At 42.3% G+C, this 25,046-nt stretch carries 20 protein-coding genes; 12 read left to right on the top strand and 8 right to left on the bottom strand.

The window, feature by feature from the left end; translation table 11 throughout:
- Nucleotides 1–5 precede the first annotated feature (5 nt).
- Together WAX86_RS03475 and WAX86_RS03470 are read right to left on the bottom strand one after the other, a co-directional pair.
- Nucleotides 6–3,803: an SbcC/MukB-like Walker B domain-containing protein gene (locus WAX86_RS03475; protein ID WP_341489110.1), complete on the bottom strand. Its 3,798-nt coding sequence runs from the start codon at nt 3,801–3,803 to the stop codon at nt 6–8.
- Nucleotides 3,804–3,808: 5 nt separating this feature from the next.
- A complete protein-coding gene (locus WAX86_RS03470; RefSeq protein WP_341489109.1) occupies nt 3,809–5,050 on the bottom strand; it encodes an exonuclease SbcCD subunit D C-terminal domain-containing protein in 1,242 nt (413 codons plus the stop codon).
- A 487-nt stretch (nt 5,051–5,537) separates the two neighbouring features.
- Between WAX86_RS03470 and WAX86_RS03465 the strand changes: the two genes are divergently transcribed.
- On the top strand, nt 5,538–5,930 hold the full coding sequence (locus WAX86_RS03465) for a hypothetical protein (protein WP_237029454.1): 393 nt from the start codon (nt 5,538–5,540) through the stop codon (nt 5,928–5,930).
- A 272-nt stretch (nt 5,931–6,202) separates the two neighbouring features.
- The gene (rdgC, locus tag WAX86_RS03460; protein ID WP_171027800.1) at nt 6,203–7,114 is read left to right on the top strand and encodes a recombination-associated protein RdgC; all 912 of its coding nucleotides are present in this window, start codon (nt 6,203–6,205) and stop codon (nt 7,112–7,114) included.
- Between the two features lie 51 nt (nt 7,115–7,165).
- On the opposite strand, the gene WAX86_RS03455 is transcribed toward rdgC, so the two are convergent.
- From WAX86_RS03455 to WAX86_RS03445, 3 genes are all read right to left on the bottom strand, one after another.
- A complete protein-coding gene (locus WAX86_RS03455; RefSeq protein ID WP_065170042.1) occupies nt 7,166–7,483 on the bottom strand; it encodes a hypothetical protein in 318 nt (105 codons plus the stop codon).
- A gap of 118 nt (nt 7,484–7,601) precedes the next feature.
- Nucleotides 7,602–8,399 (bottom strand): SDR family NAD(P)-dependent oxidoreductase, encoded by a 798-nt coding sequence (locus tag WAX86_RS03450; protein WP_005300880.1) that lies wholly within the window; start codon nt 8,397–8,399, stop codon nt 7,602–7,604.
- A gap of 44 nt (nt 8,400–8,443) precedes the next feature.
- Nucleotides 8,444–9,853 carry a permease gene (locus tag WAX86_RS03445; protein ID WP_341489108.1) on the bottom strand — a complete coding sequence of 470 codons (1,410 nt, stop codon included), beginning with the start codon at nt 9,851–9,853 and terminating at the stop codon, nt 8,444–8,446.
- A gap of 232 nt (nt 9,854–10,085) precedes the next feature.
- Here WAX86_RS03445 and WAX86_RS03440 point away from each other — a divergent pair, with 232 nt between their 5' ends.
- Nucleotides 10,086–10,562 (top strand): methylated-DNA--[protein]-cysteine S-methyltransferase, encoded by a 477-nt coding sequence (locus tag WAX86_RS03440; protein ID WP_065170039.1) that lies wholly within the window; start codon nt 10,086–10,088, stop codon nt 10,560–10,562.
- Here WAX86_RS03440 and WAX86_RS03435 read toward each other — a convergent pair.
- On the bottom strand, nt 10,559–11,149 hold the full coding sequence (locus WAX86_RS03435) for a DNA-3-methyladenine glycosylase I (RefSeq protein ID WP_065170038.1): 591 nt from the start codon (nt 11,147–11,149) through the stop codon (nt 10,559–10,561). The two genes, WAX86_RS03440 and WAX86_RS03435, sit on opposite strands and share 4 nt — an antisense overlap.
- A gap of 164 nt (nt 11,150–11,313) precedes the next feature.
- On the opposite strand from WAX86_RS03435, the gene WAX86_RS03430 reads away from it, so the two are divergent.
- From WAX86_RS03430 to WAX86_RS03420, 3 genes are all read left to right on the top strand, one after another.
- Nucleotides 11,314–11,958 carry a bifunctional 4-hydroxy-2-oxoglutarate aldolase/2-dehydro-3-deoxy-phosphogluconate aldolase gene (locus WAX86_RS03430; RefSeq protein WP_044176484.1) on the top strand — a complete coding sequence of 215 codons (645 nt, stop codon included), beginning with the start codon at nt 11,314–11,316 and terminating at the stop codon, nt 11,956–11,958.
- A gap of 171 nt (nt 11,959–12,129) precedes the next feature.
- The gene (gene yegQ / locus WAX86_RS03425; protein WP_341489107.1) at nt 12,130–13,506 is read left to right on the top strand and encodes a tRNA 5-hydroxyuridine modification protein YegQ; all 1,377 of its coding nucleotides are present in this window, start codon (nt 12,130–12,132) and stop codon (nt 13,504–13,506) included.
- A 5-nt stretch (nt 13,507–13,511) separates the two neighbouring features.
- The gene (locus WAX86_RS03420) at nt 13,512–13,766 is read left to right on the top strand and encodes a YfhL family 4Fe-4S dicluster ferredoxin (protein ID WP_036764336.1); all 255 of its coding nucleotides are present in this window, start codon (nt 13,512–13,514) and stop codon (nt 13,764–13,766) included.
- Between the two features lie 93 nt (nt 13,767–13,859).
- Here the strand turns inward: WAX86_RS03420 and mepA are convergent, their stop codons facing one another.
- Together mepA and fdhD are read right to left on the bottom strand one after the other, a co-directional pair.
- Nucleotides 13,860–14,663, bottom strand: a complete 804-nt coding sequence (gene mepA / locus WAX86_RS03415; protein ID WP_068946242.1) for a penicillin-insensitive murein endopeptidase — start codon at nt 14,661–14,663, stop codon at nt 13,860–13,862.
- 368 nt (nt 14,664–15,031) lie between these two features.
- Nucleotides 15,032–15,880: a formate dehydrogenase accessory sulfurtransferase FdhD gene (gene fdhD / locus WAX86_RS03410; protein WP_005300899.1), complete on the bottom strand. Its 849-nt coding sequence runs from the start codon at nt 15,878–15,880 to the stop codon at nt 15,032–15,034.
- Nucleotides 15,881–15,984: 104 nt separating this feature from the next.
- Between fdhD and fdnG the strand changes: the two genes are divergently transcribed.
- From fdnG to selB, 6 genes are all read left to right on the top strand, one after another.
- Entirely contained in the window at nt 15,985–18,999 is a 3,015-nt protein-coding gene (gene fdnG, locus WAX86_RS03405; protein ID WP_284647716.1) for a formate dehydrogenase-N subunit alpha, read from the top strand.
- A gap of 3 nt (nt 19,000–19,002) precedes the next feature.
- On the top strand, nt 19,003–19,893 hold the full coding sequence (fdxH, locus tag WAX86_RS03400; RefSeq protein ID WP_138222822.1) for a formate dehydrogenase subunit beta: 891 nt from the start codon (nt 19,003–19,005) through the stop codon (nt 19,891–19,893).
- Entirely contained in the window at nt 19,890–20,522 is a 633-nt protein-coding gene (locus WAX86_RS03395) for a formate dehydrogenase subunit gamma (protein WP_044176491.1), read from the top strand. The genes fdxH and WAX86_RS03395 overlap by 4 nt, the downstream gene beginning before the upstream one ends.
- 162 nt (nt 20,523–20,684) lie before the next feature.
- Nucleotides 20,685–21,575, top strand: coding sequence for a formate dehydrogenase accessory protein FdhE (fdhE, locus tag WAX86_RS03390; protein WP_005300907.1), 891 nt, complete (start codon nt 20,685–20,687; stop codon nt 21,573–21,575).
- A gap of 76 nt (nt 21,576–21,651) precedes the next feature.
- On the top strand, nt 21,652–23,103 hold the full coding sequence (gene selA / locus WAX86_RS03385) for an L-seryl-tRNA(Sec) selenium transferase (RefSeq protein WP_106142123.1): 1,452 nt from the start codon (nt 21,652–21,654) through the stop codon (nt 23,101–23,103).
- Nucleotides 23,100–25,019 (top strand): selenocysteine-specific translation elongation factor, encoded by a 1,920-nt coding sequence (gene selB / locus WAX86_RS03380; protein WP_341489106.1) that lies wholly within the window; start codon nt 23,100–23,102, stop codon nt 25,017–25,019. The genes selA and selB overlap by 4 nt, the downstream gene beginning before the upstream one ends.
- The last annotated feature ends 27 nt before the right edge of the window (nt 25,020–25,046 follow it).

The following is a 25,046-nucleotide window of genomic DNA, read 5'->3' as shown; positions in this document are numbered from 1 at the left end:
TTTCATTAGCCCTTTATTTCAATACGACTGCGGCCACCACCTTGTGCTTCCACGGCAACCTGCACCCCTATGCGTTCCACCAGCGTACCAACGTGAGAGATTACCCCAATTTGACGACCATCAGCTTGTAACGCATCCAAACAAGCCAAAGCCATCTCTAAACTATCCGGGTCAAGCGTACCAAAACCTTCATCAATAAAGAGTGATCCTAATTGGCGGGTATCAGCCGCCAGTGAGGCTAACGCTAAAGCCAACGACAGTGATACTAAGAAACTTTCACCACCAGATAGCGATTCCACACTGCGCACTTCATCCCCCATATCATGGTCGATCACCTGCAAGGCTAATGGGCTGCCCGGTACAGGTTGTAATGCATAACGAGGCGCAAGTTCATACAAGTGCTCATTGGCATTAATCACCAACTGTTGCAGGGTTAATCCTTGAGCTAATGTACGGAATTTATTACCCGTTGCAGAACCAATTAAGTCGCTCATTTCCATCCATAACTCAGTTTGAGTCTGTTGGGTCGCTAAAGCAGTGCGAAGGTCTCCGGCTTGTTTTTCCGCTTGAACACCCTGCTCTAAACGCTGACGTAATTGGAATACCTGATCATCAAGTTGCGCTTTCTCTGTCTGCCACTGGGTGAATAATTGCTGCTGCGCTGAAGTATCATCACCGATGTTATGTTCATTAAACCACTGCGTTGCCAGATCAATCGTTGGCTGATAATCCAATTGGGCTTGCTGCCTTTCTTTAACTATGGTTTCACCTTGAGACACGGCTTGCTCTAGCTGTTTGAGTTCACTGCGCTCTTGCTGTAACCAAGTATCGTCTTTGCTTAGCAGCTCGGTTAATTCAGCTTCGGTTAATGCCAATTTCTCTAACCACGTTTGCCATACTTGGCTCAGCTTTTGTTGTGTGAGTTCTGATTCAGCTAACTGTTGGGTTGCGTTCTGCTGTTTCGTCAGCTCGGCGGCAATCACTTCTGCTAGTTGATTTAATTGCGTTTGTCGTTGTTGGCATTGTTGCTGCTGTGTATCAATATCGGCTTTGGCTGAGCGTTCAATCGTATCTAATGGTTGTTCACCAATCAGTTCAATACGTTGCTGCCAACAAGCCTGCTGCTCCTTAACAAGACGAGTTACTTTCGCGGTAACCTCATTGATTTGCTGCTCACCGTTTTGCACGCTATTAGTTAAAGTTGCAAGCACTGGCGCAAGCTCAGTCAATTGTTTTTCAAGTCGCAGCTGTTGTTCAACATTAGTTTGATACTGCTGAATTTGCTGTTCTAAATCAGCAATAAAGCCTGCTGTTCCTTGTTGCGCTAATGTATTTAACCAGGTGTCATTGCCATAGATAGCCATTAACGCTTGCTGTCGTTCCGCTACCACGTTTTGCACGTTATTTACTTGGGCGATAAAGGCATTCAACTGTTCTTGCGCTTGAGTTTGCTGCTGGGTTAACAGATAGCCGTGCTCTTTCTGCTCAGCTTCTTGCTCTGTTAACTGCTGCAAGTGATGCTGCTGTTTTTTCACCTCTTCAATGAGAACTTTACGCTGCTCACCCTGCGCTTTAATCTGCTGCATTTGAGCTTGGGCATCATCTAAAGCTTGCGACCAATTTGCTTGATAGTGAGAAAGTTGAGCTAAATCGCTATCGGTCGCTAGAACAATTTCCGCTAAAGTGATGGCATCTAAATCCACGACCATTAACTCAGTCCAGTGGCTTTGCTGCTGATCCACTAATCCTTGAATGGTGTTATTTAACTCTAAAATCTCCTGCTCAAGTTCGATTTGACGTTGCTTATCTTGGGCAATTGATTGAGTTAACTGATGCTGCTCGGTATGAGCGTCTTGCCGTTGTTGCGCTAATTGCTGTAATCGCAGTTGTTGCTGGTTAATAATGCTGTCAACTTGCGGATTATGCTGCTGATAAGGATGCTCTGCTGCCCCACATAATGGACAAGGTTCCCCTTCTACAAGCTGCTCTCGATAGTCCGTTAAGCTCATAACCGCACGGCTTTGGTTTAGCTGAAATTCAACTTCTTTAAGCTGTGCATCGAGCTTTAATAACTCAGGAACCAATATCGCTAAACGTTGTTCACTACTGGCAATGCTATTGACCAAACCCTGTTGCTGCAGCTGAAATTTATCACGCTGTTGCAATAAGCCATGCCATTTATCAAGGCCAAATAAGCTCTCTTTTAACTTACCACCTAATTGCTGATATGCCGCATAATGTTGGCGTTCTTGATCTTGTAATTGCTCTAGTGCAGTCAAATCATGCTTAGTTATTTGCTCTGTTAATTGCTGCTTTTTCTGAGCCAATACCGCAAGCTGCTTATCCAGTTGGCTCAGTTGCTCAGTCACTGTTGCCAGAGTTGTTTCGCGCTGCCTGATATCTTCTTGCAACTGGTTAATCTGGTTTTGTGCTTGTTGATACTGACTGATGTTATCTTTAATTGCATTCTGCTGCTCTGCTAAAGCTTTTACACCTTGAGCTTGCGTCAGTGCTGTAGTTACTTGTTGCTGCTGTGATTGGGCTGTTTGCTGCTGTTGTTGGTGGTTTACCAGTTGATCGCGCTGTGCAGTAAGCTCTTTGTTTAGGCTAGCTAATTGCTGTTGTAGTTCTAAGCTTTGTTGCTGCAGACCATCACGCTTTTGTTCAATACTGGCTGCTTGTTTTAATTTGGGTTCAAGTTCACTAAATGCCTGCTGCTTTTGTTTCAATTGCTGCTGGCTTTGCTCTACCTTAATTTGCCATTGCTCTTGTTGCTGCTGTTTTGCTGTTAATTCAGCCGTTGTCGATTGCAGTACCTGTTGCCACTTAATTACTTGTTGTTGAGCTTGCGATAATAGGGTAAAATCACCACGTGCAGGTAATGCTTGTTCATACTGATTTAGTTGACGATAACGTGGCTCAGCCAATTGTTGCGCTTGCTTGGCTTGCTCTAACTGCAGCTCACTTTCACTGACACGATGATTCAGTTTTTCTGCGTTGACTAATACCTCTTGGTGCTGTTTAAGGAGCTCAAGCTTTTGTTGCTGATGACTAACTTGCTCACGGGCTGTCGCTAATTGCGCATTTAACGCTTCGCGCTCTTCGTCGGTTAGTAAGGCAATATCACCCAACTTACCTTGAAGCTGAGTTAACTTGAGTTTTTCGTCTTTAGCGCGTTCATGGGCCGCAATGGATAAACGCCCGTAAATTTCACCGCCTGTCATACGCTCTAATAGTGCAGCACGCTCGTCAGCTCCAGCTTTAAGGAAGGCAGCAAACTCACCTTGAGGCAACATGACTGCACGACGAAACTGATCGAAGCTCAAGCCAATCAGGTTTTCAATTTCCGCTTGCAACTCTTGCTTTTTGCCCGCAAAACGTTGCCCAGTTTCAATGTTTTCTAACCATTGTTCCGCCGCTTGAATTTTGCCTTCAACTCGACCGCGAGCACGACGAACATGCCAGTGCGCGCGCCAATAAGAGCCATCGTTAGCAACAAAATCTACTTCCGCAAACCCTTCACCTTTACCCCGAGACAAAATACTGCGCACATCATTGGCTTTAATGCGATTATCGTCATCATCGCGGCCAATCTCTGCATCGTTCTTTTTGTTAGATTGCAAACGAGGAATACGGTCAAATAACGCCAAACAGATTGCATCAAGTAACGTCGATTTACCCGCACCTGTTTTACCTGTTATTGCAAATAAGCCAGCATCACCTAAGCGACCACCAGCAAAATCAATCTCAAATTGGCTTTGTAAACTCGCTAAATTTTCGCCGCGAAGCGCAAGGATTTTCATTGTTATTATCTCTCTTCGTCTTGTTCTTCAACTTGCGTTAATAGGGTTTCAAAAGCTTCAACCATAGCTTCTGTTGGCTCACCATCGAATTTTTTATTCCAACTAAGGGCAAACACCTGTTGCGGTGATACATCGGATAAACGGCGATGCTGCAAACTGTCTTGCTGCTCGCGTTGATTATAATGAGGGGTGATTTTGGCAAGACGTACCGCTTTCCCCTCTAACGCTTGCAGCACTTTTTCTCGCAATAAAGCTTGAGGCTTATCGAGCAGTACATGCACTTCTAAAAATGGTTGTTGCTCTCGTGGCAGCTCATCATCAGGTAAGGCTTTTAATGCAGCTAATACTTCATCAAGAGGGGCTGGTTTGGCTGGCACTTTAAGCATATCGACACTGCGAGGAATGTTAATTTCATCAATCGCTGTAACCTCATTACCGTCTAATTCTACCGCTAGAATTTGGTGCTTATAATTACGCTCTGACATTGATAACGGAATTGGCGAGCCGCTGTAACGCACATGCTCTTTCTTCGCGACTTTTTGTGCTAAGTGCAAATGCCCAAGCGCGACATAACTCATATCATCAGCAAAAATTGAGGCAGGTAGCGCATGTTGGTTACCCCCTAATACGCGACGTTCTGACATTTCAGATAATTGTCCTGATGCCATATAAGCGTGTCCCATACCGATCATTGCTTGTTCTGGCGTAAGCAATTTTCGGGCAGCTTGGGTCATTTCATCGTACAGTACTTCGACACCTTTAATTAAGCGGTCGTCGTTTTCGTCTAGGTTATCAGTACGTAAATCAGCGCTACGTAAAAACGGTACAGCCAATACATAAGCGGCAATTTGTTGTTCTTTATTGGTAATAGGCACCAGCATCCGTTCAACATCTAGCGAGCCATCTTCTAAACGATGGATACCGCCTACCATATGCAGATCAAACGCTTTTAATAGTTCATGAGGCGCATCCAGCTTACTTGGCGAGTCGTGGTTCCCCCCTATCATCACTACATCTAAATTCGGTAGCGTTTTAGAAATTTTGGCAAGGAAGCGATAAAGCATGCGCCAACTGCTAGCTGGCGGATTGGCGGTATCAAAAATATCCCCTGCCACTAACAAAGCATCTGCTTGCTGAGTTTCAAGTTCGTCGGCTAACCAATCTAAGAACGCTTGATGTTCATATTCACGGTTATAGCCATGGAGTTGATGCCCTAAGTGCCAGTCGGAGGTATGGATAATTTTCATAATATAATGCGCAACCTAGCCAGAAATAATCTACCGATTGTACCGTGAGAAACCCCAAACCACATCCGCTATTTCACAGCGAATACGGCTAGTATGAGAATTTATTTTTGATACATAAGTCAGAGGGTTAGCTTGAAAGGTGGAATGGTTGTATTGGTGGAGAAATGAAAAAGATCGCAGTAAAGCGATCTTTTGAATGTGTATTCAATAATAGTTCTATTTACGTGTACTAGGATGATAAAGCCAAATACATCAGGTACTAATCTATCATACTGCCACTATTTACTATTACCAATCAGTAATAATTAATTGCAAAAACACGATATTGTTTTTATTTATGAGAAAATTAATATATCTCCATCGAAGCACATTACTTAAAACGAGCTAACCCTAAATCTTCAAAGCACGCATGTAATCACTACACCTTGCAACACGGCTGATGCGCAGCTGTCGGCCTTTTTATTATAAGAAAATAAGGATAAATCCAATGACTACATTAACGGAAAAATCAGGCATCACACTAATTAAAGCTGGCTCTTTTAAACTAAATGACCTAAGCAAACTACTCGAAGTTGAAGGCTTAAAAAGTGATATGGCTGAAGTTGCTGTTACCAATAATAGTGCGCCATTAACAATTGGTCACTTCACTATGTCTCCTGGGGTAGAGTTTGAATACTTTTATGATTCAGTAGAGTACAAGGTCGTAACCAAAGGTAAGATTGTAATGCGTGATACAGATGGCAACAAATACGTTGCAGAAGTCGGCGATGTTATTCTGTTCTCACCAGATGTTACTGTTATCTTCGATGCTGAAAGTGATGGTGAAGCTATCTACACGGCGCATCGCCAAGCTTCAGAAGACTTTGCTCCTGCTAAATAAGAGCCTTACAAGCTAATCCATTAAAAATCTTTGGACGACAATGGACTAAAAAACACGTCATTGTTATCAGAGATAAAGCCGCTTAATTGAAATGTCCACTCGATGAGGTCACTTCAATCCTTAGCGGCTTTTTTCTTTTTATACCATTTCACGATGATCCCCTATGATCACTCACTCTTAATGTTAATTTTAAATCCGTCCTTAGTAATTTTTCATGGTTGGGTTAAGATGTGCGCCCCAACTGTTTAACCCTAGGAAGTGTGACTGCCATGATGTGGTTTAAGAATTTACTGACTTACCGCTTTACCCGTGAAATTGATTTAAATGCAGACCAACTGGAAAAGCAGCTGGAAGAATTTCGTTTTACGCCTTGTGGTAGCCAAGACATTCAAAAGTTTGGCTGGGCACATGCGTTAGGCAAACACGGCGACATGTTTACCCATGTTTCTGGTGACAACATTTTGATCTGTGCGCGCAAAGAAGAAAAAATGCTGCCAGCATCGGTGATCAAAGAGTCACTAAACAACAAGATTGAAATGCAGGAAAAAGATCTTGGTCGTAAGCTGAAAAAGACTGAGAAAGATACTCTAAAAGATGAAATCGTAATGGATTTACTGCCTCGTGCATTTAGCCGTAAATCGCAAACTTACGCTCTGATTATGCCAAAGCTGGGTTTCATCATCGTTGACGCTGGTAGCTTCAAAAAAGCAGAAGACATGCTAGCACTGTTACGTAAGTCCATCGGTAGTCTACCTGTAGTGCCTGTTGTGGCAGAAAAACCACTGGCGCTAACCATGACTGAATGGGTTCGAAGCAACCAAGCACCACATGGTTTCACTATGGGTGAAGAGGCTGAATTTAAAGCCGTTGAAGAAGATGGCGGTGTTATCCGTTGTAAACAACAAGATCTAAACTGTGACGAAATTCTTGCTCACATTGAAGCGAACAAGGTTGTAACTAAACTGGCGATGAATTGGCAAGATCGTATCGACTTTGTTCTTGCTGATGATTTAACCGTAAAACGTCTGAAGTTCTCCGATGAACTAAAAGATCAGAACGAAGACATTGATCGTGAAGATATCGCACAACGCATTGATGCAGATTTATCACTGATGGGTGGCGAGTTCTCGGCTTTCCTACCAAATCTATTCGAAGAAGTGGGCGGCCTAGAAAATAAAGGTTAATTCGATTTCTCGATAAAGAACAAATAAAAAGCGATCCGAAGATCGCTTTTTTTATTCAAAACTTTTAAGACGCAATTCCGTAGCATAACGAGTGCTGGTCTTTTCATCTCGGTCAAATAACTCAATAGGCTGTGGTTTATAATTATTAACCGGTAAAGCCTCAATTCGACGCTGTTCTGCATGTATCATACCAGGAGACTCATCTCGATCATGGCGAGGATATGACTCAGGTTCACGCTGCACAGGAGTTATAGCCTCAATTCGTAACTGCTCACTGTAAAAGCTGCCATAACTCTGATCCCGATCTTTAGCCAACATGGCATAGCTTGATATTGGGATTAATAACAACAGTATAAAAGTAAACTTCATTGTCTTGCTCCAATAAAACATTCTAAATATTTATTAAAAACAATACATTTACCTAATTAACTGTAGGAGTCGATCTCAATAACTGTCAAGGAACCAGAGCTAGGAATACGTCTTAGTTTTAAAACTGTACCTTATCTGCATCAAAGAAATAACGAGCAGTCGCAATATTCATACCACCAGTTACTGGTAAGCAAACACCCGTAATAAAGCCTGCCAAATCACTGGCTAAAAAGCCTACTGCATTAGCGATATCTTCAGGCTCACCCATACGCTTAATTGGCTGAGTCGATAAGAAGTTATCAATAAATTCTTGATTTAAATTCTTCTTCACAGCATCAGTTGCAATCATACCTGGTAGTACAGCATTACAACGAATACCGTAGCTAGCGTATTGAATCGCAATTTGGCGAGTCATATGGTTAATAGCATTTTTAGCTGTACCGTAAGAAATACTCGACATTTCTGCACTTAATGAAGAGAGAGATGAAATATTAACAATGCTACCACCGCCATTTTTCACCATCGCAGGAATCACGGCTTTTGATGGAATGAAAACGCTATTGATATTAGCTAGAATATTTTTTTCCCAGTCAGCTACGTCTGTGTGGGCAAGATCGCGATCAACTCGTAGATCAACACCACCAAAGTTGTTGACCAACACATCAATTTTACCTTCTTTTTCTAAGATAGAATCAATAAGTGGTGCATAGGAATCATTGTCAAAAGCGTTAAAGAATCGACCTTCAGCATTACCGCCTTTCGCTTTAATTTCATCCGCCGTTGCTTGCGCCTCTTCTACTGCCCAATCAGCAACATAAACTGTCGCTCCTTGCTCAGCCAAAAGTAGGCTACACGCTTTACCTATACCTTGAGCACCCGCTAACACCAGTGCGACCTTGTTTGTAAACACAGACATAGTTACCTCGATTTTTGTTATTATTTTCAACAAACTAATAGGAATTACATATTCATTCCCATTCCAGCATTTGCTTTTTTACCTAAGCGGTAATACCAGATAGACAAAGGAATAAAAACACAGTTCAAAATGGTAGTTAAATTTAATCCAAAACCGTCTTGATTAATAGCTCTTAAACCTTCTGTTGTCACATTAATATCAAAACCGTGGAAGATGGCATCCACACAAAGGCCAGTAAATAAGATAGCAATAAATAACAAACCAACCATCCATTTAGCAGGACGTTTGCCGTAATATTTCTGATATACCTTTATCATTGGAATAGTCAAAACATCCGATAAGATAAAACCGATCACACCACCAAATGAGATACCACCATGCCAAAGCGCAGCTGCAAGTAATAGATTACCCACCGAACAAACATAAGCGATCATAGCAACAAAAATACCAATCACTACATCAAGGAATGAATGAAGCCACATAGGTAGCGCAGTATCATTACTGATAAACAGCGTACGCCAGCCTTCAAGTGGTACAACAGCAATCAAAATAGAAGAAACAACCACACCTATCAGGATCTCTTTGCCAATCATGGCTAAATCCATCTGGAAGAAACCTGCTGACTTAGTGATTTTTTCCATCATAGGTGATTGAGGTTCAGTCGGTTTCATGGCACCCATATCATGATGTTTGTGCTTCATCGAAGACATATCCATGCCACAGTCTTCATGATCACCTTTCATGTTCATGGCACCCATATCATGATGTTCGTGCTTCATTGAAGACATATCCATGCCGCAGTCTTCATGCTCACCTTTCATGTTCATGGCACCCATATCATGACGTTCGTGTTTCATCGAAGACATATCCATGCCACAGTCTTCGTGCTCGCCTTTCATGTTCATGGTGCTCATATCATGGTGATCATGTTTCATTGAAGACATATCCATACCACAATCACTGTGGCCACCAGCTGAAGCTTCTTGCTCTTGTGCCAATTTAGCTCGAAGTTCTTGTTCAACATCTTTAGGATAAAATCGTTCAAACAAAAATGCCGCACTAACAATTAAGATTAATCCACCAAGAATTTCACCCCAAAAGAAAGTCCAGCCCAATAATGCAACTAACACAATGAACATTTCGACAATTAAGTTTGTACTTGAAACTAAAAATGCCATTGCGTTAGCGACTGTTGATTTTTTACTAAGTAAGGTATGCGAAAGAGATGCTGCTGCATAAGAGCAAGAAGAAGAGACCATACCAAGTACAGTTGTTAACGAAAGACTTTTCGCGGTGGTTTTGCCTAAGTTTTTTGCAACCGTTTCAACGGGTAGTAAATGACGGATAAAAGAAGAAAGAATTAGACCAAACGCTAATGGCCAATAGACTTGCCATACCATATTGAAAAAAACGGATATGGTATGAAAAATGATGTTGCCATCTCCACTTTCCATAAGTGCACCTTTGTCATTGTAATTTATATAATGAATACGATATAAGCATAGTACGCCCCTCTTAAAGCATTAGAGCGCTTTTATCATTCAAAATTACTTTGCAAATATGGACTTTGTAAAAACAAGCAAATAACTTCAATTCCCGCTTTAATTGGCAAACACCTCACTGTAAAACGCCTATTTTTCACGTATCCTATTACTTCTTTTTGGTGGTTAAGGAATAAGTAAAACTATGCAGCGCTATTACACTCAGCTAGATACTGAGCTTGGGACATTAACATTATGTGCCAGCGATAACGGTCTGACGCACCTCTGGATTGAAGGACAAGAAATTCAAGCGAAAGATAAAGGAACTCGAATTGAGACACATCCTATTTTAGTGCAAGCCTGCCAAGAAATTACCGATTATCTTGCAGGTACCATTACCACTTTTTCAACCCCTTTAGATTTATCAGGCACACCATTTCAACAATCAGTTTGGCAGCAACTATTAACAATTCCTTATGGTAAAACCTGCTGTTATCAAGATATCGCTAAAGCACTGGGTAAACCGAAAGCGTGCCAAGCCGTTGGTATGGCAAATCGTCATAATCCCGTAGCAATTATTGTTCCCTGCCACCGAGTAATTGGTAAGAACGGCTCGATGACAGGCTATGATGGTGGAATATCAATTAAAGAGCAGTTGTTGGATTTAGAGCGCGCACTTTAATCATGATCTTGATAACAATCACAATCAACTAAATGGTCATTGACCATACCAACAGCTTGCATGAAAGAGTAACAAGTTACTGGACCAATAAATTTAAAGCCTTGCTTTTTAAGCTGTTTACTCATCATGACAGATTGCTCAGTTTGCGCGGGTATTTGTGTCATGGTCTGCCATTGATTCACGATGGATTGATTATCAACAAACTGCCAAAAGAAATCGGCTAATGGTGTCTGTTTTCGTACTTCAATCAGCAATGCCAGATTATTCAATGCAGCGGCAATTTTACCTTTATGTTTAATCACATCAAACTGTTGGCAAATATGCTCAACTAACGGTTCTCGCTCTAAAGGTAACAATTCGGTTTCTATTTTTGCTAAATCAAAATCGAGAAAAGCTGCGCGATAAGCCGGACGTTTACGCAGTACCGTTAACCAACTCAATCCACTTTGCATACTCTCTAAAATGAAACATTCAGCAAGAGCGTTATCGTCTTTTTGCATACGCCCCCACTCAGTATCATGATATTGCTGCAAAAGAGGATCGGACAGCGCCCACGCACACGTTGTTGTCATCTTGTCATTCTCCATAAAAAACTTATCACTACGTTACCGAATATAATTCCAAGAACCAGTATATGATGTTTATCACATAAAAATTATCCCTATAGTGTCCAAGAGAAAAGCACACTTGGTATACTCCCTCACATATCGACACGGAAGCCAGATTAACCCAATCAGATAGGGAGCGCGATATGAATAATAATTGGACAATCGCACCACAAGACGTTTTTGCCATTTCACCGATCATCCCCGTTATGGTTATAGAACGGCTCGAAGATGCAATCCCCATGGCAAAAGCACTTATGGAAGGTGGTATATCTATTTTTGAGATCACCTTACGTACCCCTGTTGCTCTTGAAGCGATGACATTAATTGCTAATGAGCTCCCCCAAGCCTTAGTTGGAGCAGGCACTGTCTTAACTTGCGCACAATATGATGCCGCAGTACAAGCAGGCGCTAAGTTTGCTATCTCACCAGGAATGTCACCCACTTTACTTTTGCACGCACAACAAGGGACTGTACCTCTTATTCCTGGGGTCGCGACACCATCTGAAATTATGCAAGCACTGGAGCTAGGCTATGACCACCTTAAGTTTTTTCCTGCAGAAGCATACGGCGGCGCTCAAACATTAAAAGCCATCTCAGCGCCATTGCCTCAGGTCACATTTTGCCCAACAGGTGGGATTAATACGGCCAATGTTATTGAATATAAGACGGTTAAATCGGTTGCAACGATCGGTGGCTCATGGATGTTACCAAAGGATCTTATTGCGCAAGGCCAATGGGAAGAAATAACAAAATTAACCAAAGAAGCCGTTACCTTACTCAGTAATTAAAATCTCACTAAGCAGGGCTAAGTTAGCTCTGCTTAGTGATTGAACGTTCTTAAACAAAAAAATCCCGTGAGAAAAGTAGCGCAACCGCCTCGAAAAACGTAGAATCTCGCCTCCCCTTCGTATCATTAGGTGATACGAACTGATCTGGAATCAGAAAGAGACAATAGAGCTATGTTTACACCAGAATTACTTTCCCCTGCAGGTAGCCTTAAAAACATGCGTTATGCGTTCGCTTATGGCGCAGATGCCGTTTATGCAGGCCAACCACGTTACAGCCTTCGTGTACGTAATAACGAGTTTAACCACGAGAACCTAAAAATTGGTATCGATGAAGCTCACGCCCTTGGCAAAAAGTTTTACGTGGTATGTAACATTCAACCACACAACTCAAAGCTAAAAACCTTTATTCGCGATCTTAAACCTATCGTAGATATGGGCCCTGACGCTCTAATTATGTCAGATCCTGGTCTTATCATGATGGTTCGTGAAGCGTTCCCTGAGATGACAATTCACCTATCTGTTCAAGCAAACGCTGTGAACTGGGCAACGGTGAAGTTCTGGGAAACACAAGGCGTTGAGCGTGTGATCCTATCGCGTGAACTGTCTCTAGAAGAAATTGAAGAGATCCGCGAGCAGTGCCCTAAAATGGAACTGGAAGTATTCGTTCACGGTGCTCTTTGCATGGCTTACTCTGGTCGTTGCCTACTATCTGGTTACATTAACAAACGTGACCCGAACCAAGGTACATGCACTAACGCATGTCGTTGGGAATACAAAACCGAAAAAGCAACTGAAAACGATGCTGGCCAAATTGTTGAAGTTCAAGAGACTGTTCAAATTGAGCGCCCAGATAACACTATCGGTCTTGGCAAACCAACCGATGAAGTGGTGCTACTAAGCGAATCTCACCGCCCTGAAGAAAAAATGGCGGCATTTGAAGATGAGCACGGTACATACATCATGAACTCAAAAGATCTTCGTGCGATTCAACACGTTGAGCGCCTAACTAAAATGGGTGTGCACTCACTGAAGATCGAAGGCCGTACTAAATCTTTCTACTACTGTGCTCGTACAGCACAAGTTTACCGCCAAGCTATTGATGATGCCGTTGCTGGTAAGCCATTTGATCCAACGCTAATGACAACACTAGAAAGCCTAGCTCACCGTGGTTATACGGAAGGTTTCCTACGTCGTCATACACACGATGCGTACCAAAACTACGAGTACGGCTATTCAATTTCTGATACTCAGCAGTTTGTTGGTGAATTCACTGGTAAGCGTCGTGGTGATCTTGCTGAAGTTGAAGTGAAGAATAAGTTTGTTGTTGGTGACAGCCTAGAAGTGATGACACCGAAAGGTAATGTGATCTTCACACTTGAGCGTATGGAAAACCGTAAGTCTGAAGCAGTTGATGATGCAAAAGGTAACGGTCACTTTGTGTTTATCCCAGTACCAGAAGATATGGATCTAAGCTACGGTCTATTGATGCGTAATCTAAACTCAGGTGAGAACACTCGTAACCCACACGCACCTAAAGACGGTCAATAATCGCTATGGCACTACTGATCACCGATAAATGCATTAACTGTGATATGTGCGATCCGGAATGTCCGAACGAAGCTATCACTATGGGTGCAGAGATCTATGAGATTAATCCAGATCGCTGCACAGAATGTAAAGGTCACTATGACAAGCCGACATGTCAGTCGGTGTGCCCTATTACAAACTGCATTATTACCGATCCAAACCATACTGAGACAGAAGAAGAGTTACTGGAAAAATTCGTGACACTTCAAGGTCTGGTATAAGGTTTACCATTCCAATACAAAAACGCCAGCTCACAATGCTGGCGTTTTTTTATCTATTTAATACTCATAAGAATATTCACTATTGTAAGACAACTAACCTTTTAGCAATGCCTTACACTGTGCTGGCATAACTGGCTTTGGTTTTGGCTTAGGTTTTACAGTAGGTTTAGTCTTATCAACTGGCTTTGGTCGCCATGAAGCTAACTCGGCCCCACAGCCGTCTCCTGGTGGAGGCGGTGTTTGAGCCTGACAATATTGACTACCTTCAGGGCAATTCAAACGGACATGAAAATGATAGTAGTGCCCCCACCAAGGACGGACTTTGCGCAGCCATGAACGATCTTTCCACTCTTCTTTACACAAAGTCTCTTTAATCACAGGGTGCACAAAAATACGCGCCACTCGTTCATCACTAGCAGCCAGTTGGATCAGTTGGGCTTGCTTTTCAGTCCAGTTATCTTTGTTTATCTTATATTGCTCAAGGTTGACCATTGGTAGCGCAGAGACGGTTTGCAGCTGATTTTTAGCTAATGGTTTATCGGTTATCTTGAGCCAAATATCAGCATCCAATCCAGTTTGATGGCTAGCATGACCTGAAGAGAAGCGTCCACCTCTTGCCATTGCGATATCACCAATTAAAACATTACCTATTTTTAATTGATTTGATGCGTGAGTCAGTTGCTGTAAAAATTCAATAAGCTCTGGATTACCATAATAGCGATGACGATTAGAACGAATCACCTGATATCCTTCACCTTCAAGAGGTAGCGCCTCACCACCAGCAAGACATCCATTTGCGTAAGAGCCTATTGATTGAGCTTCTCCTTGCGTCGGAGTTTTAAATTTCTCCCATGGCGATGCTGATACGCTGGCACACATTCCAGCTAAGCAGCCCATAATAATGATTTTCCGTAACACAATATCATTCCTAATTGCTTAAAATTTCGTTATCTGCTCAATAATAGCTTATTTAAAAATGAAATAATAATTTTCGTTTTTAGTTTAAATTCGCCATTTATTTAGTCCAATTGATAATTGATATCATTAAGCTACGTTATATAGTATTAATATATTGGAATGACTCTCAATTGCATTATATTAAGTTAACTCCTTTTAGAGGATCTAAGGTTTATTTCAGTCATTATTATCCCTAAGAGAATATTGTTAATTAATTCAAACTTTATATTTAAGTATAAATTAACCTAATCTTATAAAATCAAAACCAATAATATTCTTTGCATATTCATTAGGTGATTTTAGGGTATTTAAAGTGATCTAATATTATTATCCGTTATTACTCGGTGTGGATGAGTATAAATAGTTGCTCTACCCTTTCGACAAAAGCCGACTAAAGTTAATCCCGAATCTTCTGCTAATTTGATCGCTAGTGCAGTTGGTGCTGAGACCGCCATTAATATTTCTATACCAACCGATGTCGCCTTTTGTACTATTTCATAACTTGCTCGACTTGTTATTAATACAGCGCCATGAGTCAATAATGAAGATTTTGCACGGGCACCAATTAATTTATCCATCGCTACATGACGGCCGACATCTTCATAAATAGCGGCTAAATTACCACATGAATCAACCCACACAGCGGCATGTGTACACCCTGTTGTTCCAGCTAATTCCTGTTGTTGATATAACTTATCAAGACACTGATTTAAAACAGATAAATGTATTACCTCGTCATTATTTACTGGCGATACCGGTTTCATTGCTTGCTTTAAATGCTCAATACCACATAAGCCACACCCCGTTCTACCAACTAATTGGCGACGCTGTTCTTTTAGCAGCATAAAGGGACGCATTTGCAATTCAATATGAACTTCAATTCCTTGATAATTACTTTTTATATCAATATATTTAATTTCTTTAATATCTGAAATAATCCGCTCAGATAACGAAAAACCAATAGCAAAACTCTCTAAATTAGAAGGGGTTGTCATCATTACAACATGAGATATCCCATTATAAATAAGCGCAACAGGAACCTCTTCAGCAATATAATCTTCACATTCTGTTTTTATTCCATTCTCATATTTGATTATTTCATGAGTCGAATATTCAGCATGCTTGAAATATTCAGTATCAATTGGGCAACTTGTCATAGGGTTTTATATTTCTGCAGATTTGACGATAGTGAATTTGTTTTTATAATAACCACTCGTTTTTTTGTTATACAATTCTTTTTTTAATATTTAGGTATTCGACTTTGAATATTAGTAGACGCCAATTATTTAAATTGTGTGCAGGTACTGTTGTTGCTTCAACAATTACCTCTCTTGCCACAATTTCAAAAAAAGCGTGGGCTGAAGCGCGGGAGTTTAAATTAACTGCTGCCAAAGAGACACGTAATACATGTTCTTACTGTTCGGTAGGTTGCGGTACTTTGCTATACAGCACAGGCGCAGCTAACGGTAATATCAAACAAAAAATCTTCCATGTTGAAGGCGATCCTGATCACCCAGTAAGCCGTGGCGCATTATGTCCAAAAGGTGCAGGCCTTTCTGGTTTCGTTAACAGCGAACAGCGTCTTAAATTCCCAGAATACCGCGCACCAGGTTCTGACAAATGGCAGCGTATTTCTTGGGATGAAGCCTTCACTCGCATTGCTAAGCTAATGAAAGCTGACCGTGATGCAAACTTCATCGAGAAAAATGACCAAGGCACAACTGTAAACCGTTGGCTATCAACCGGTATGCTATGTGCTTCTGCCGAGAGCAACGAAAACGGTTGGTTAACTCAGAAGTTTGCTCGCGGTTTAGGTATGGTTCCAGTTGACACTCAAGCGCGTATTTGACACGGCCCTACGGTAGCAAGTCTTGCTCCAACATTTGGCCGCGGCGCGATGACCAACAACTGGGTCGATATCAAAAACGCTAACGTTATTTTAGTTATGGGCGGTAACGCAGCAGAAGCTCACCCTGTAGGCTTCCGTTGGGTTGTAGAAGCTCAAAAACACAACAACGCAGAACTTATCGTAGTGGACCCACGTTTCACTCGTACCGCTGCTGTTGCTGATCACTATGTTCCTATCCGTTCAGGTGCCGATATTGCCTTCCTTCTAGGTGCAATTCGCTACATGATGGAAACTGGTCAAGTGAACCACGAATATGTTAAGGCTTACACTAATGCCAGCTTTATCGTTCGTGATGATTATGAATTCCACGATGGTCTGTTCTCTGGCTATGATGCAAAAGAGCGCAAGTACGATCGTAGCAGCTGGTTCTACAAACTAGACGACCAAGGTTATGCGCTTAAAGATGAAACGCTAACTCACCCTCGTTGTGTTTGGAATCTATTAAAAGATCACGTTTCTCGTTATACACCAGAAGTTGTTAGCAACATCACAGGTACACCTGTTGAGCAATACAACATGGTTTGTAAAGCACTAGCAAGTACTGCTGCTGACAACCGCACTGCAACTATTCTGTACGCCACCGGTTGGACTCAACACTCTAAAGGTGCAGAAAACATTCGTTGTATGGCGATGATCCAGTTACTGCTAGGCAACATGGGTATGGCTGGCGGCGGTGTTAACGCCCTACGTGGTCACTCAAACATTCAAGGTATTACTGACCTAGGTCTATTGGCTCAAAGCCTACCGGGTTATCTAAAGCTGCCTTCAGATAAAGATGTGGACTTCCAGACTCACTTGAAGCACCACACACCAACAGCTTTAGAACCAGGACAGACTAACTACTGGCAGCACTACCCAGCATTCTTTACATCACTACTGAAGTCTTTCTACGGTAAAAACGCAACTGCAGAAAATAACTTTGGCTACGACATGATGCCAAAATGGGATCAGATGTACGACATGCTGCGCTACTTTGACATGATGTACAAAGGCAAAGTAAATGGCTATATCTGCCAAGGCTTTAACCCTGTTGCTTCTATGTCTAATAAGCAAAAGACATTGGATGCTCTGTCTAACTTGAAGTACCTAATCACTATCGATCCACTGGTGACTGAAACTTCAACTTTCTGGCAGAACAAACCAAATGTTAACGAAGTAGATACTGCGAATATCCAAACAGAAGTATTCCGTCTACCTTGTGCTTGTTTCGCTGAAGAAGATGGCACCATCGTAAGTTCGGCTCGTTGGCTACAGTGGCACTGGAAAGCTGGTGATATGCCAGGAGAAGCAAAAGGTGATGCTGAGATCCTAGCGGGTATCTTCTTGAAGATGCGTGAAATGTATCAAAAAGAAGGTGGTACTTACGCCGATCCTATTTTGTCTCTAGATTGGAGCTATGCAATTCCATCTGAGCCAAATGTTCGTGAATTGGCAAAAGAGCTAAACGGTAAAGACGCTAACGGTAATCAGCTATCTAGCTTTGCTCAACTAAAAGCCGATGGTTCAACAACATCTGGTTGCTGGCTATACACAGGTAGTTGGACAGAAGCAGGTTGTCAAACATCACGTCGTGATAACCACGATCCATCGGGTCTTGGTCTAGCACCAAACTGGGCATGGGCATGGCCTTTGAACCGTCGTGTTCTCTATAACCGCGCATCAACTCGTCCAGATGGTACACCATGGGATAAGAGCCGTACTTTGGTTGAGTGGAATGGCAGCAAATGGATCGGTCCAGATGTGCCTGACTTTAATGCGAAGCTACCACCATCAAGCAATGCAGGTCCATTTATTATGCAGCCTGAAGGTGTGGGTCGTCTGTTTGCTCTAGATAAGATGGCAGAAGGTCCATTCCCTGAGCATTATGAACCGTTTGAGACACCAATTGGTACGAACCCACTGCATAAAAATGTGGTTTCAAACCCAGCGGCTCGCCTGTTCAAAGATGATGCAGCTCAACTAGGTACAAAAGTAGATTTCCCATTTGTGGCAACTACTTACCGTCTAACTGAGCACTTCCATACTTGGACTAGCCACTCACAATACAACGCCGTACTGCAACCTGAACAGTTTGTAGAAATTGGTGAAGGATTGGCTAAAGAGAAAGGCATTAACAACGCGGATATGATTCGTGTGACATCTAAGCGTGGCTTTATTGAAGCGAAAGCGTATGTCTCAAAACGTATTACTCCGCTCCATGTTAACGGTCAAATCGTACACACAGTGGGTATTCCTATTCACTGGGGTTACGAAGGCGACACTAAGCCAGGTTATTTGGCAAATACGCTGTCTCCATGTGTTGGTGATGCAAACTCACAAACACCTGAATACAAAGCGTTCTTAGTTAATGTGGAAAAGGTGAAGTAACGTATGGGTATGGAATCGCAAAATATCATCCGTAGTTCTGCGACCTCATCAATCACACCAGCACCTCATGGTCGTGAGCGTCAGATTGAGATCACAAAACTTATCGATGTGACATGCTGTACAGGTTGTAAAGGCTGTATGGACGCATGTGGTGAGTGGAACAACTTGCGTGGCAAAGTAGGAACATTCGAAGGTTCTTACCAAAATCCACCAAACACAACCGCTGAAGTTTGGACCACAATCCACTTCAAAGAAATTGAAGAAGATAACAAGTTCAAATGGTTGTTCAGCAAACACAGTTGTATGCACTGTTCAGATCCTGGTTGCTTAAAAGCTTGTCCTGAGCCTGGCGCTATCGTGCAGTACGAAAACGGCGTGGTGGACTTTGACTCTGAAAAATGTGTTGGCTGTGGTTACTGTATCGCGGGTTGTCCATTCGATATCCCTCGTATGAACCCAGTTGATAACCGCGTATACAAGTGCACCTTGTGTTTGGATCGCCTACAAGCAGGTCAAGTGCCATCTTGTGTGAAAACATGCCCAACAGGTGCACTACGTTTTGGCTCTCGTGAAGAGATCCTTGAGTATGCCAATGAGCGTGTTGCAGCCCTTAAAGCAAAAGGTCACAGCAAAGCAGGTATCTATAACCCAGACGGTGTTAACGGTACTCACGTGATTTACATCTTGCATGATGTTACAGAGCCTGAGCGTTACGATTTACCAAAAGATCCTAAGATCAGTGAAACGGTAAAACTGTGGAAAGATGACTTTAAGCCACTAGCCGCAGCGGGCATCGTAGGTACGTTAGCACTTGCAGCTATTCACCGTGTTACCGTAGGTCGTAGCCGAGTGAAAGAGGAAGAAGAGCGCAACCAAAAAGGAGATGAAAAATGAGTTTGAATCAAACAGTTTTACGTCATAAACCTTTAAACCGAGTTGTGCACTGGACAGTTGCAATAACAGGTATTTTAACCTTGTTATCGGGTCTGTCTTTTATGTTCGCCCCTCTACACTTTCTAAGTTATGTGTACGGTACACCGCAGCTTGCGCGTATTTTGCATCCATTTGGTGCCATCATCATGACGGTTGGTCTGTTCTTCTTAGCCGCTCGCTATTGGAAGTACAACCGCTTTGAAAAAGGCGACATGCAATGGATGTTAAGCGTTAAAGATGTATTGACAGAAAACGAAGACAAAGTACCACCAGCAGGCCATTACAACGCTGGTCAGAAAATGATTTTACGTCAATTTCTAGCGTGTGGCGTGTTGTTACTGGTTTCAGGCATTGTTGCTTGGCGTGCATATTTCTCTGCTGACTTTAGCATTGATACTGTTCGTATTGCGCTGATTGTTCACTCAATCGCAGCCTTTGTGTTCTGCCTAAGCCTGATCATTCACGCATACATGGCGTACTGGGTACAAGGTTCTATCGATGGCATGTTAGAAGGCAAAGTCTCTCTAGCATGGGCGAAGAAGCACCACCCTCGCTGGTTCCGTGAACTTGAAGCGGGTAAGAAACACTAATTCAGCATCATGCCAATTTACCTTGTTAGATTGGCAGTGATTAAGCTGAAACACATAACAAAGCTGCAGATTACATGTCTGTAGCTTTGTTCTTATTTAACCAATTGCGATTTGAACATCACCAAACCGCAATTGGTCTTTTTGTTTATTTGGAATAAAAATATGAGCGTAAAAATTCTCGAAAAAGACATGATTATCAAGCAAAACTCTGATGGCTTTACCCCTTTGATTATCGGCCAACCTACGACAATTTTTACGGCTCGAGCGCAGCGCTTACGTCAATTAGCTCAAGACTCATTCATGGGTGATTATTTACTACTGGTTGGCCAAATTGCCCAACAACAAGCTAACCTTGCAGAGCAGTTTGAATCTCAAATCCAAACTTTTGCAGCCCAACAAACGCCACTGTGGCCACTAACATTTGATAACACTTGGATGCCACTATTAACCAAGATGTTAAATACAATGCTAGACGCTCTTATCCCGGTCGTATCTGAGGATATGCTGGCGGTTTTAAATGAAGTTAAAACACTTGATAACACCACATTAGAGCAATATTTTTCTCAGCTACAGCAAAACCAATTCGACTCAGTACCGTCAGAACAAGCCATCTTATTATTTGCGGTATTAAATACTTTTGTCAGTCTGTATGTCGCGGCATTACGCTTGGAATGGCAGCCAGAGTTGGATAAAAAACAACATAATTGCCCACTGTGTGGCGCGGCTCCTGTTGCTAGTCTAGTCAAAGATCGTGGTGTACGTTACCTACATTGCAGCCAATGTGAAGCGCAATGGCACCGTTTACGAGCTGAGTGTACCCAGTGTGATGATGGTGAAGATATTCAATTAAAAAGTGCCACACTAGAAGATGCAGTTCGAGCTGAAACCTGCAGTCATTGTAATAGTTACCTAAAAATACTTTTCATTGAAAAAGACTTTAAAGTTGAACCTATCGCAGATGATTTAGCGACCTTAGTGTTGGATCAAAAACTAGCAGAAGATGGCCTACTTCGTAGCGGTTTTAACCCGTATTTATTGCCATTAATGCAGTAATAATACCGATAGAAGCTTCTTATTTAAGTCACCATATTCAAACGATTTTGCCAGCTAAACAACAAATGAGAACACTATGACTGCACGTGCTTTATTTGCTCATCTACCGAGTGTAGACCAAATAATTCATCACCCATTGCAGCAAGCCCTTATTGCTCAGTATGGAAAAGTTCACCTCACCGCTATGGTACGTCAATTACAACAAGAGGCGAGAGAGACAATCCGAACTCAACAGCAGTTACCCAGTTGGCTGGCAAGCTCTGAACCTTTGGTATCTAAAGCCTTAATCTTAGATCGTTTTTCACAGCATTTAACTCACGCTCTTGCACCTAAACATCAGCAAGGGCTACAACGTGTCTTTAACTTAACTGGCACCATTTTACACACCAATTTAGGCCGAGCTCTACAAGCCGAAGCAGCCATCAAAGCCGTCACTCAAGTTATGCGCTATCCGTCGACACTTGAGTATTCACTACAAAATGGTCAACGAGGTCATCGAGATCACGCTATCAGTGAACAACTACAGCAGCTTATTGGTTGCGAAGATGCCTGTTTAGTCAATAACAATGCAGCGGCAGTTTTATTGATGCTAGCAGGTACTGCGGCGGGTAAAGAAGTGATTGTCTCCCGAGGTGAATTGGTTGAAATTGGGGGTTCATTTCGCATCCCTGATGTTATGCGTCAAGCGGGATGCCAACTGGTAGAAGTGGGCGCAACTAACCGCACACATCTGCGAGATTACCAACAAGCTATCAGTGAACACACTGCGGCTTTGATGAAAGTACATACCAGTAACTATTTGATTCAAGGATTTACCAGCTCGGTTGCGGAAGCCGATTTATGCCAATTAGCCCACCAACATCAATTGCCCGTCATTAGCGATCTGGGCAGCGGATCGTTAATTGATCTTAGCGCTTACGGTTTACCTACAGAGCCGATGCCTCAACAAATGTTGCATGATGGTATCGATTTGGTCAGTTTTTCTGGTGATAAATTATTAGGAGGTCCACAGGCTGGGATCATTGCGGGCCGAAAAGATCTGATCGAACAATTGCAACATCATCCTCTCAAACGAGCTCTTCGTTGCGATAAGATGACTTTGGCCGCGTTAGAAGCAACACTTAATCTTTATCGTCATCCAGAGCAACTTCCGTGTGAATTACCTACTTTACTGCGCCTAACCCGTACCTTAGATCAACTAAGTGAACAAGCTCAGCAACTATTACCTTATTGTCATCAACTGGTTGGTAAGGATTTTACGGTTACTATTGAGCCAAGCTATGGCCAAATTGGCAGTGGCTCGTTACCTACTGAACAATTGGAATCAATCGCAATCAGTTTTCAAGCAAATCACACCAGCTCGCGATCCTTAAATGATCTAGATGATCTATTACGAAGTGGTGAGATCCCTATTATTGGTCGAGTTCATCATAATAAACTGTGGCTCTGTATGAGGGGCTTGGTTGATATTAACGACTTTATTACCCAACTTAATCAACTCTCATCTACTTCAGAGGTCATGGCATGATTATCGTTACCGCAGGTCATGTTGATCATGGCAAAACTCATCTACTGCATGCATTAACGGGCACTAATACTGATCGATTACCAGAAGAGCAAAAACGCGGTCTAACCATTGATCTAGGCTACGCTTTTATGCCTTATCAAGATCAAAATAATCATCGGCAAACATTAGGTTTTATCGATGTTCCAGGTCATGAAAAATTTCTATCGAATATGCTGGCTGGTGTCGGTACTGCTCATCACGCTCTATTTATTGTAGCGGCCGATGAAGGTTTAATGGCGCAAAGTTATGAACATTTGACCATTTTGCGACTATTAAACATGGACAGTTTAACGGTTGTCATTACCAAATCAGACTTAGTCGATCCAACCACTTTACAGCTTCGTATTAATCAAGTGGAAAATGCATTAGCGATGCAAAATATCACCCAATGGCACACCTTCACCTGTTCTGCTATCACAGGTGAAGGCATCGATGATCTGAAACAGCATCTAGTGGCCATGGCCAATACTGAGCAACAAAAGCAGGTCGTTGGTAAAGGCTTTCGTTTAGCCATCGACCGTGCTTTTTCAGTAAAAGGGGTGGGGTTAGTCGTTACAGGAACAGCACTTAATGGCCAGGTTAAGGTGGGAGATACCCTTTATTATGTCACCCATAATCCTCATCATGGTGGTGTTGAAAGTGAACCGATTAAAGTGCGAGGTCTGCATGCTCAAGGTCAGGAAGCACTAACAGCACAAGCCGACCAACGTATTGCCCTTAATATCAGTGGTAATATCGATAAAAACCAAGTTTCACGAGGTGATTGGCTCGTTGCGATAAAACCTGAACAGACAGTCAAGCGCATTACCGCAACGATTCAAGTTCATCAACCAATCAAGCACTGGCAAAGCGTACAATGTTTTCATGCTGCGAGCCACACTATGGCGAAAGTAGCACTATTAGAACAAGAGAGCGCTATAGCAGGTGAAACGGTATTGGCTGAACTGCAATTTGAGCAACCTTTGGCCCTGTGTGAACAAGATAAATTACTGCTTCGCGATCCTGCGCAAAAACATAACCTAGCCTCAGCAGTTGCTATTGATCTTGCGCCACCTAACCGTGGTAAACGCAAGCCTGAGCGCATTGCTTATCTACAAAAGCGCAGCACATTACAACAACCTGCAGCGATACTAAAACATCTATTACACCATCATCCGGTCGATACCAGAACATTCGCTTGGCAACATCAAATTCATTCAGAGCAATTAACTCAATTATTGCCTCAAGATGAAACGATTCAACAAGCTGGGCCATATTTATTCAGTGCAAATTACCAATGCCAGTTACAACAACAAATCGTGACTCAGCTAGAACGGTTTCATCAAAAATCTTGTGATGAGATTGGGGTAGGTAAAGCTCGCTTATATCGAATGAGTGCATTAAATCAACCTCAAGACATCTTTGAGCAGGTTTTGGCTCAGCTGCTATTAAACGGAGAAATCAGTAATACACGAGGCTGGTTGCACCTTGCAAATCATCAGCTGACCTTAACAGAACAAGAGCAACAACTGTGGTTAGCTATTGAAGCTCGAATGAACCAAGATTTAAATCCTCATTGGGTTCGGGACCTAGCGACAGAGTTTGATTTGGCAGAAGAGAACATTCGTCAGTTAAGTTATAAATTGGCACAACTGGGTTATTTATCTGCAATTGTTAAAGACCGTTACTGCACTTATCAACAGTTACATACTATGGCTGATTTAACACGAGAGCATATTACTCAACACGGAAAAGTTGAAACTGCAGAATTTCGAACCCTAACGCGACTGGGCCGTAAAGTCGCCATTCAAATCTTGGAATATTTTGATCGTATTGGCTTTACCAAACGCAAATTTAATTATCGTCAGTTACGTGATAGCGAATTGCTAAAAGATTAAATATACAAGACTCAGCGATGAAGATTC

The organism is Photobacterium damselae subsp. damselae (genome assembly GCF_038086725.1).
Lineage (GTDB): Bacteria > Pseudomonadota > Gammaproteobacteria > Enterobacterales > Vibrionaceae > Photobacterium > Photobacterium damselae.
The sequence above is the reverse complement of the archived record's forward strand: the minus strand, read 5'-3'. Positions and strand labels throughout refer to the sequence as shown.

Coding starts and splice junctions, on each gene's coding strand:
- WAX86_RS03475 (WP_341489110.1), bottom strand. CDS start 3,803: ATGAAAATCCTTGCGCTTCGCGGCGAAAATTTAGCGAGTTTACAAAGC.
- WAX86_RS03470 (WP_341489109.1), bottom strand. CDS start 5,050: ATGAAAATTATCCATACCTCCGACTGGCACTTAGGGCATCAACTCCAT.
- WAX86_RS03465 (WP_237029454.1), top strand. CDS start 5,538: ATGACTACATTAACGGAAAAATCAGGCATCACACTAATTAAAGCTGGC.
- rdgC (WP_171027800.1), top strand. CDS start 6,203: ATGTGGTTTAAGAATTTACTGACTTACCGCTTTACCCGTGAAATTGAT.
- WAX86_RS03455 (WP_065170042.1), bottom strand. CDS start 7,483: ATGAAGTTTACTTTTATACTGTTGTTATTAATCCCAATATCAAGCTAT.
- WAX86_RS03450 (WP_005300880.1), bottom strand. CDS start 8,399: ATGTCTGTGTTTACAAACAAGGTCGCACTGGTGTTAGCGGGTGCTCAA.
- WAX86_RS03445 (WP_341489108.1), bottom strand. CDS start 9,853: ATGGAAAGTGGAGATGGCAACATCATTTTTCATACCATATCCGTTTTT.
- WAX86_RS03440 (WP_065170039.1), top strand. CDS start 10,086: ATGCAGCGCTATTACACTCAGCTAGATACTGAGCTTGGGACATTAACA.
- WAX86_RS03435 (WP_065170038.1), bottom strand. CDS start 11,149: ATGGAGAATGACAAGATGACAACAACGTGTGCGTGGGCGCTGTCCGAT.
- WAX86_RS03430 (WP_044176484.1), top strand. CDS start 11,314: ATGAATAATAATTGGACAATCGCACCACAAGACGTTTTTGCCATTTCA.
- yegQ (WP_341489107.1), top strand. CDS start 12,130: ATGTTTACACCAGAATTACTTTCCCCTGCAGGTAGCCTTAAAAACATG.
- WAX86_RS03420 (WP_036764336.1), top strand. CDS start 13,512: ATGGCACTACTGATCACCGATAAATGCATTAACTGTGATATGTGCGAT.
- mepA (WP_068946242.1), bottom strand. CDS start 14,663: ATGGGCTGCTTAGCTGGAATGTGTGCCAGCGTATCAGCATCGCCATGG.
- fdhD (WP_005300899.1), bottom strand. CDS start 15,880: ATGACAAGTTGCCCAATTGATACTGAATATTTCAAGCATGCTGAATAT.
- fdxH (WP_138222822.1), top strand. CDS start 19,003: ATGGGTATGGAATCGCAAAATATCATCCGTAGTTCTGCGACCTCATCA.
- WAX86_RS03395 (WP_044176491.1), top strand. CDS start 19,890: ATGAGTTTGAATCAAACAGTTTTACGTCATAAACCTTTAAACCGAGTT.
- fdhE (WP_005300907.1), top strand. CDS start 20,685: ATGAGCGTAAAAATTCTCGAAAAAGACATGATTATCAAGCAAAACTCT.
- selA (WP_106142123.1), top strand. CDS start 21,652: ATGACTGCACGTGCTTTATTTGCTCATCTACCGAGTGTAGACCAAATA.
- selB (WP_341489106.1), top strand. CDS start 23,100: ATGATTATCGTTACCGCAGGTCATGTTGATCATGGCAAAACTCATCTA.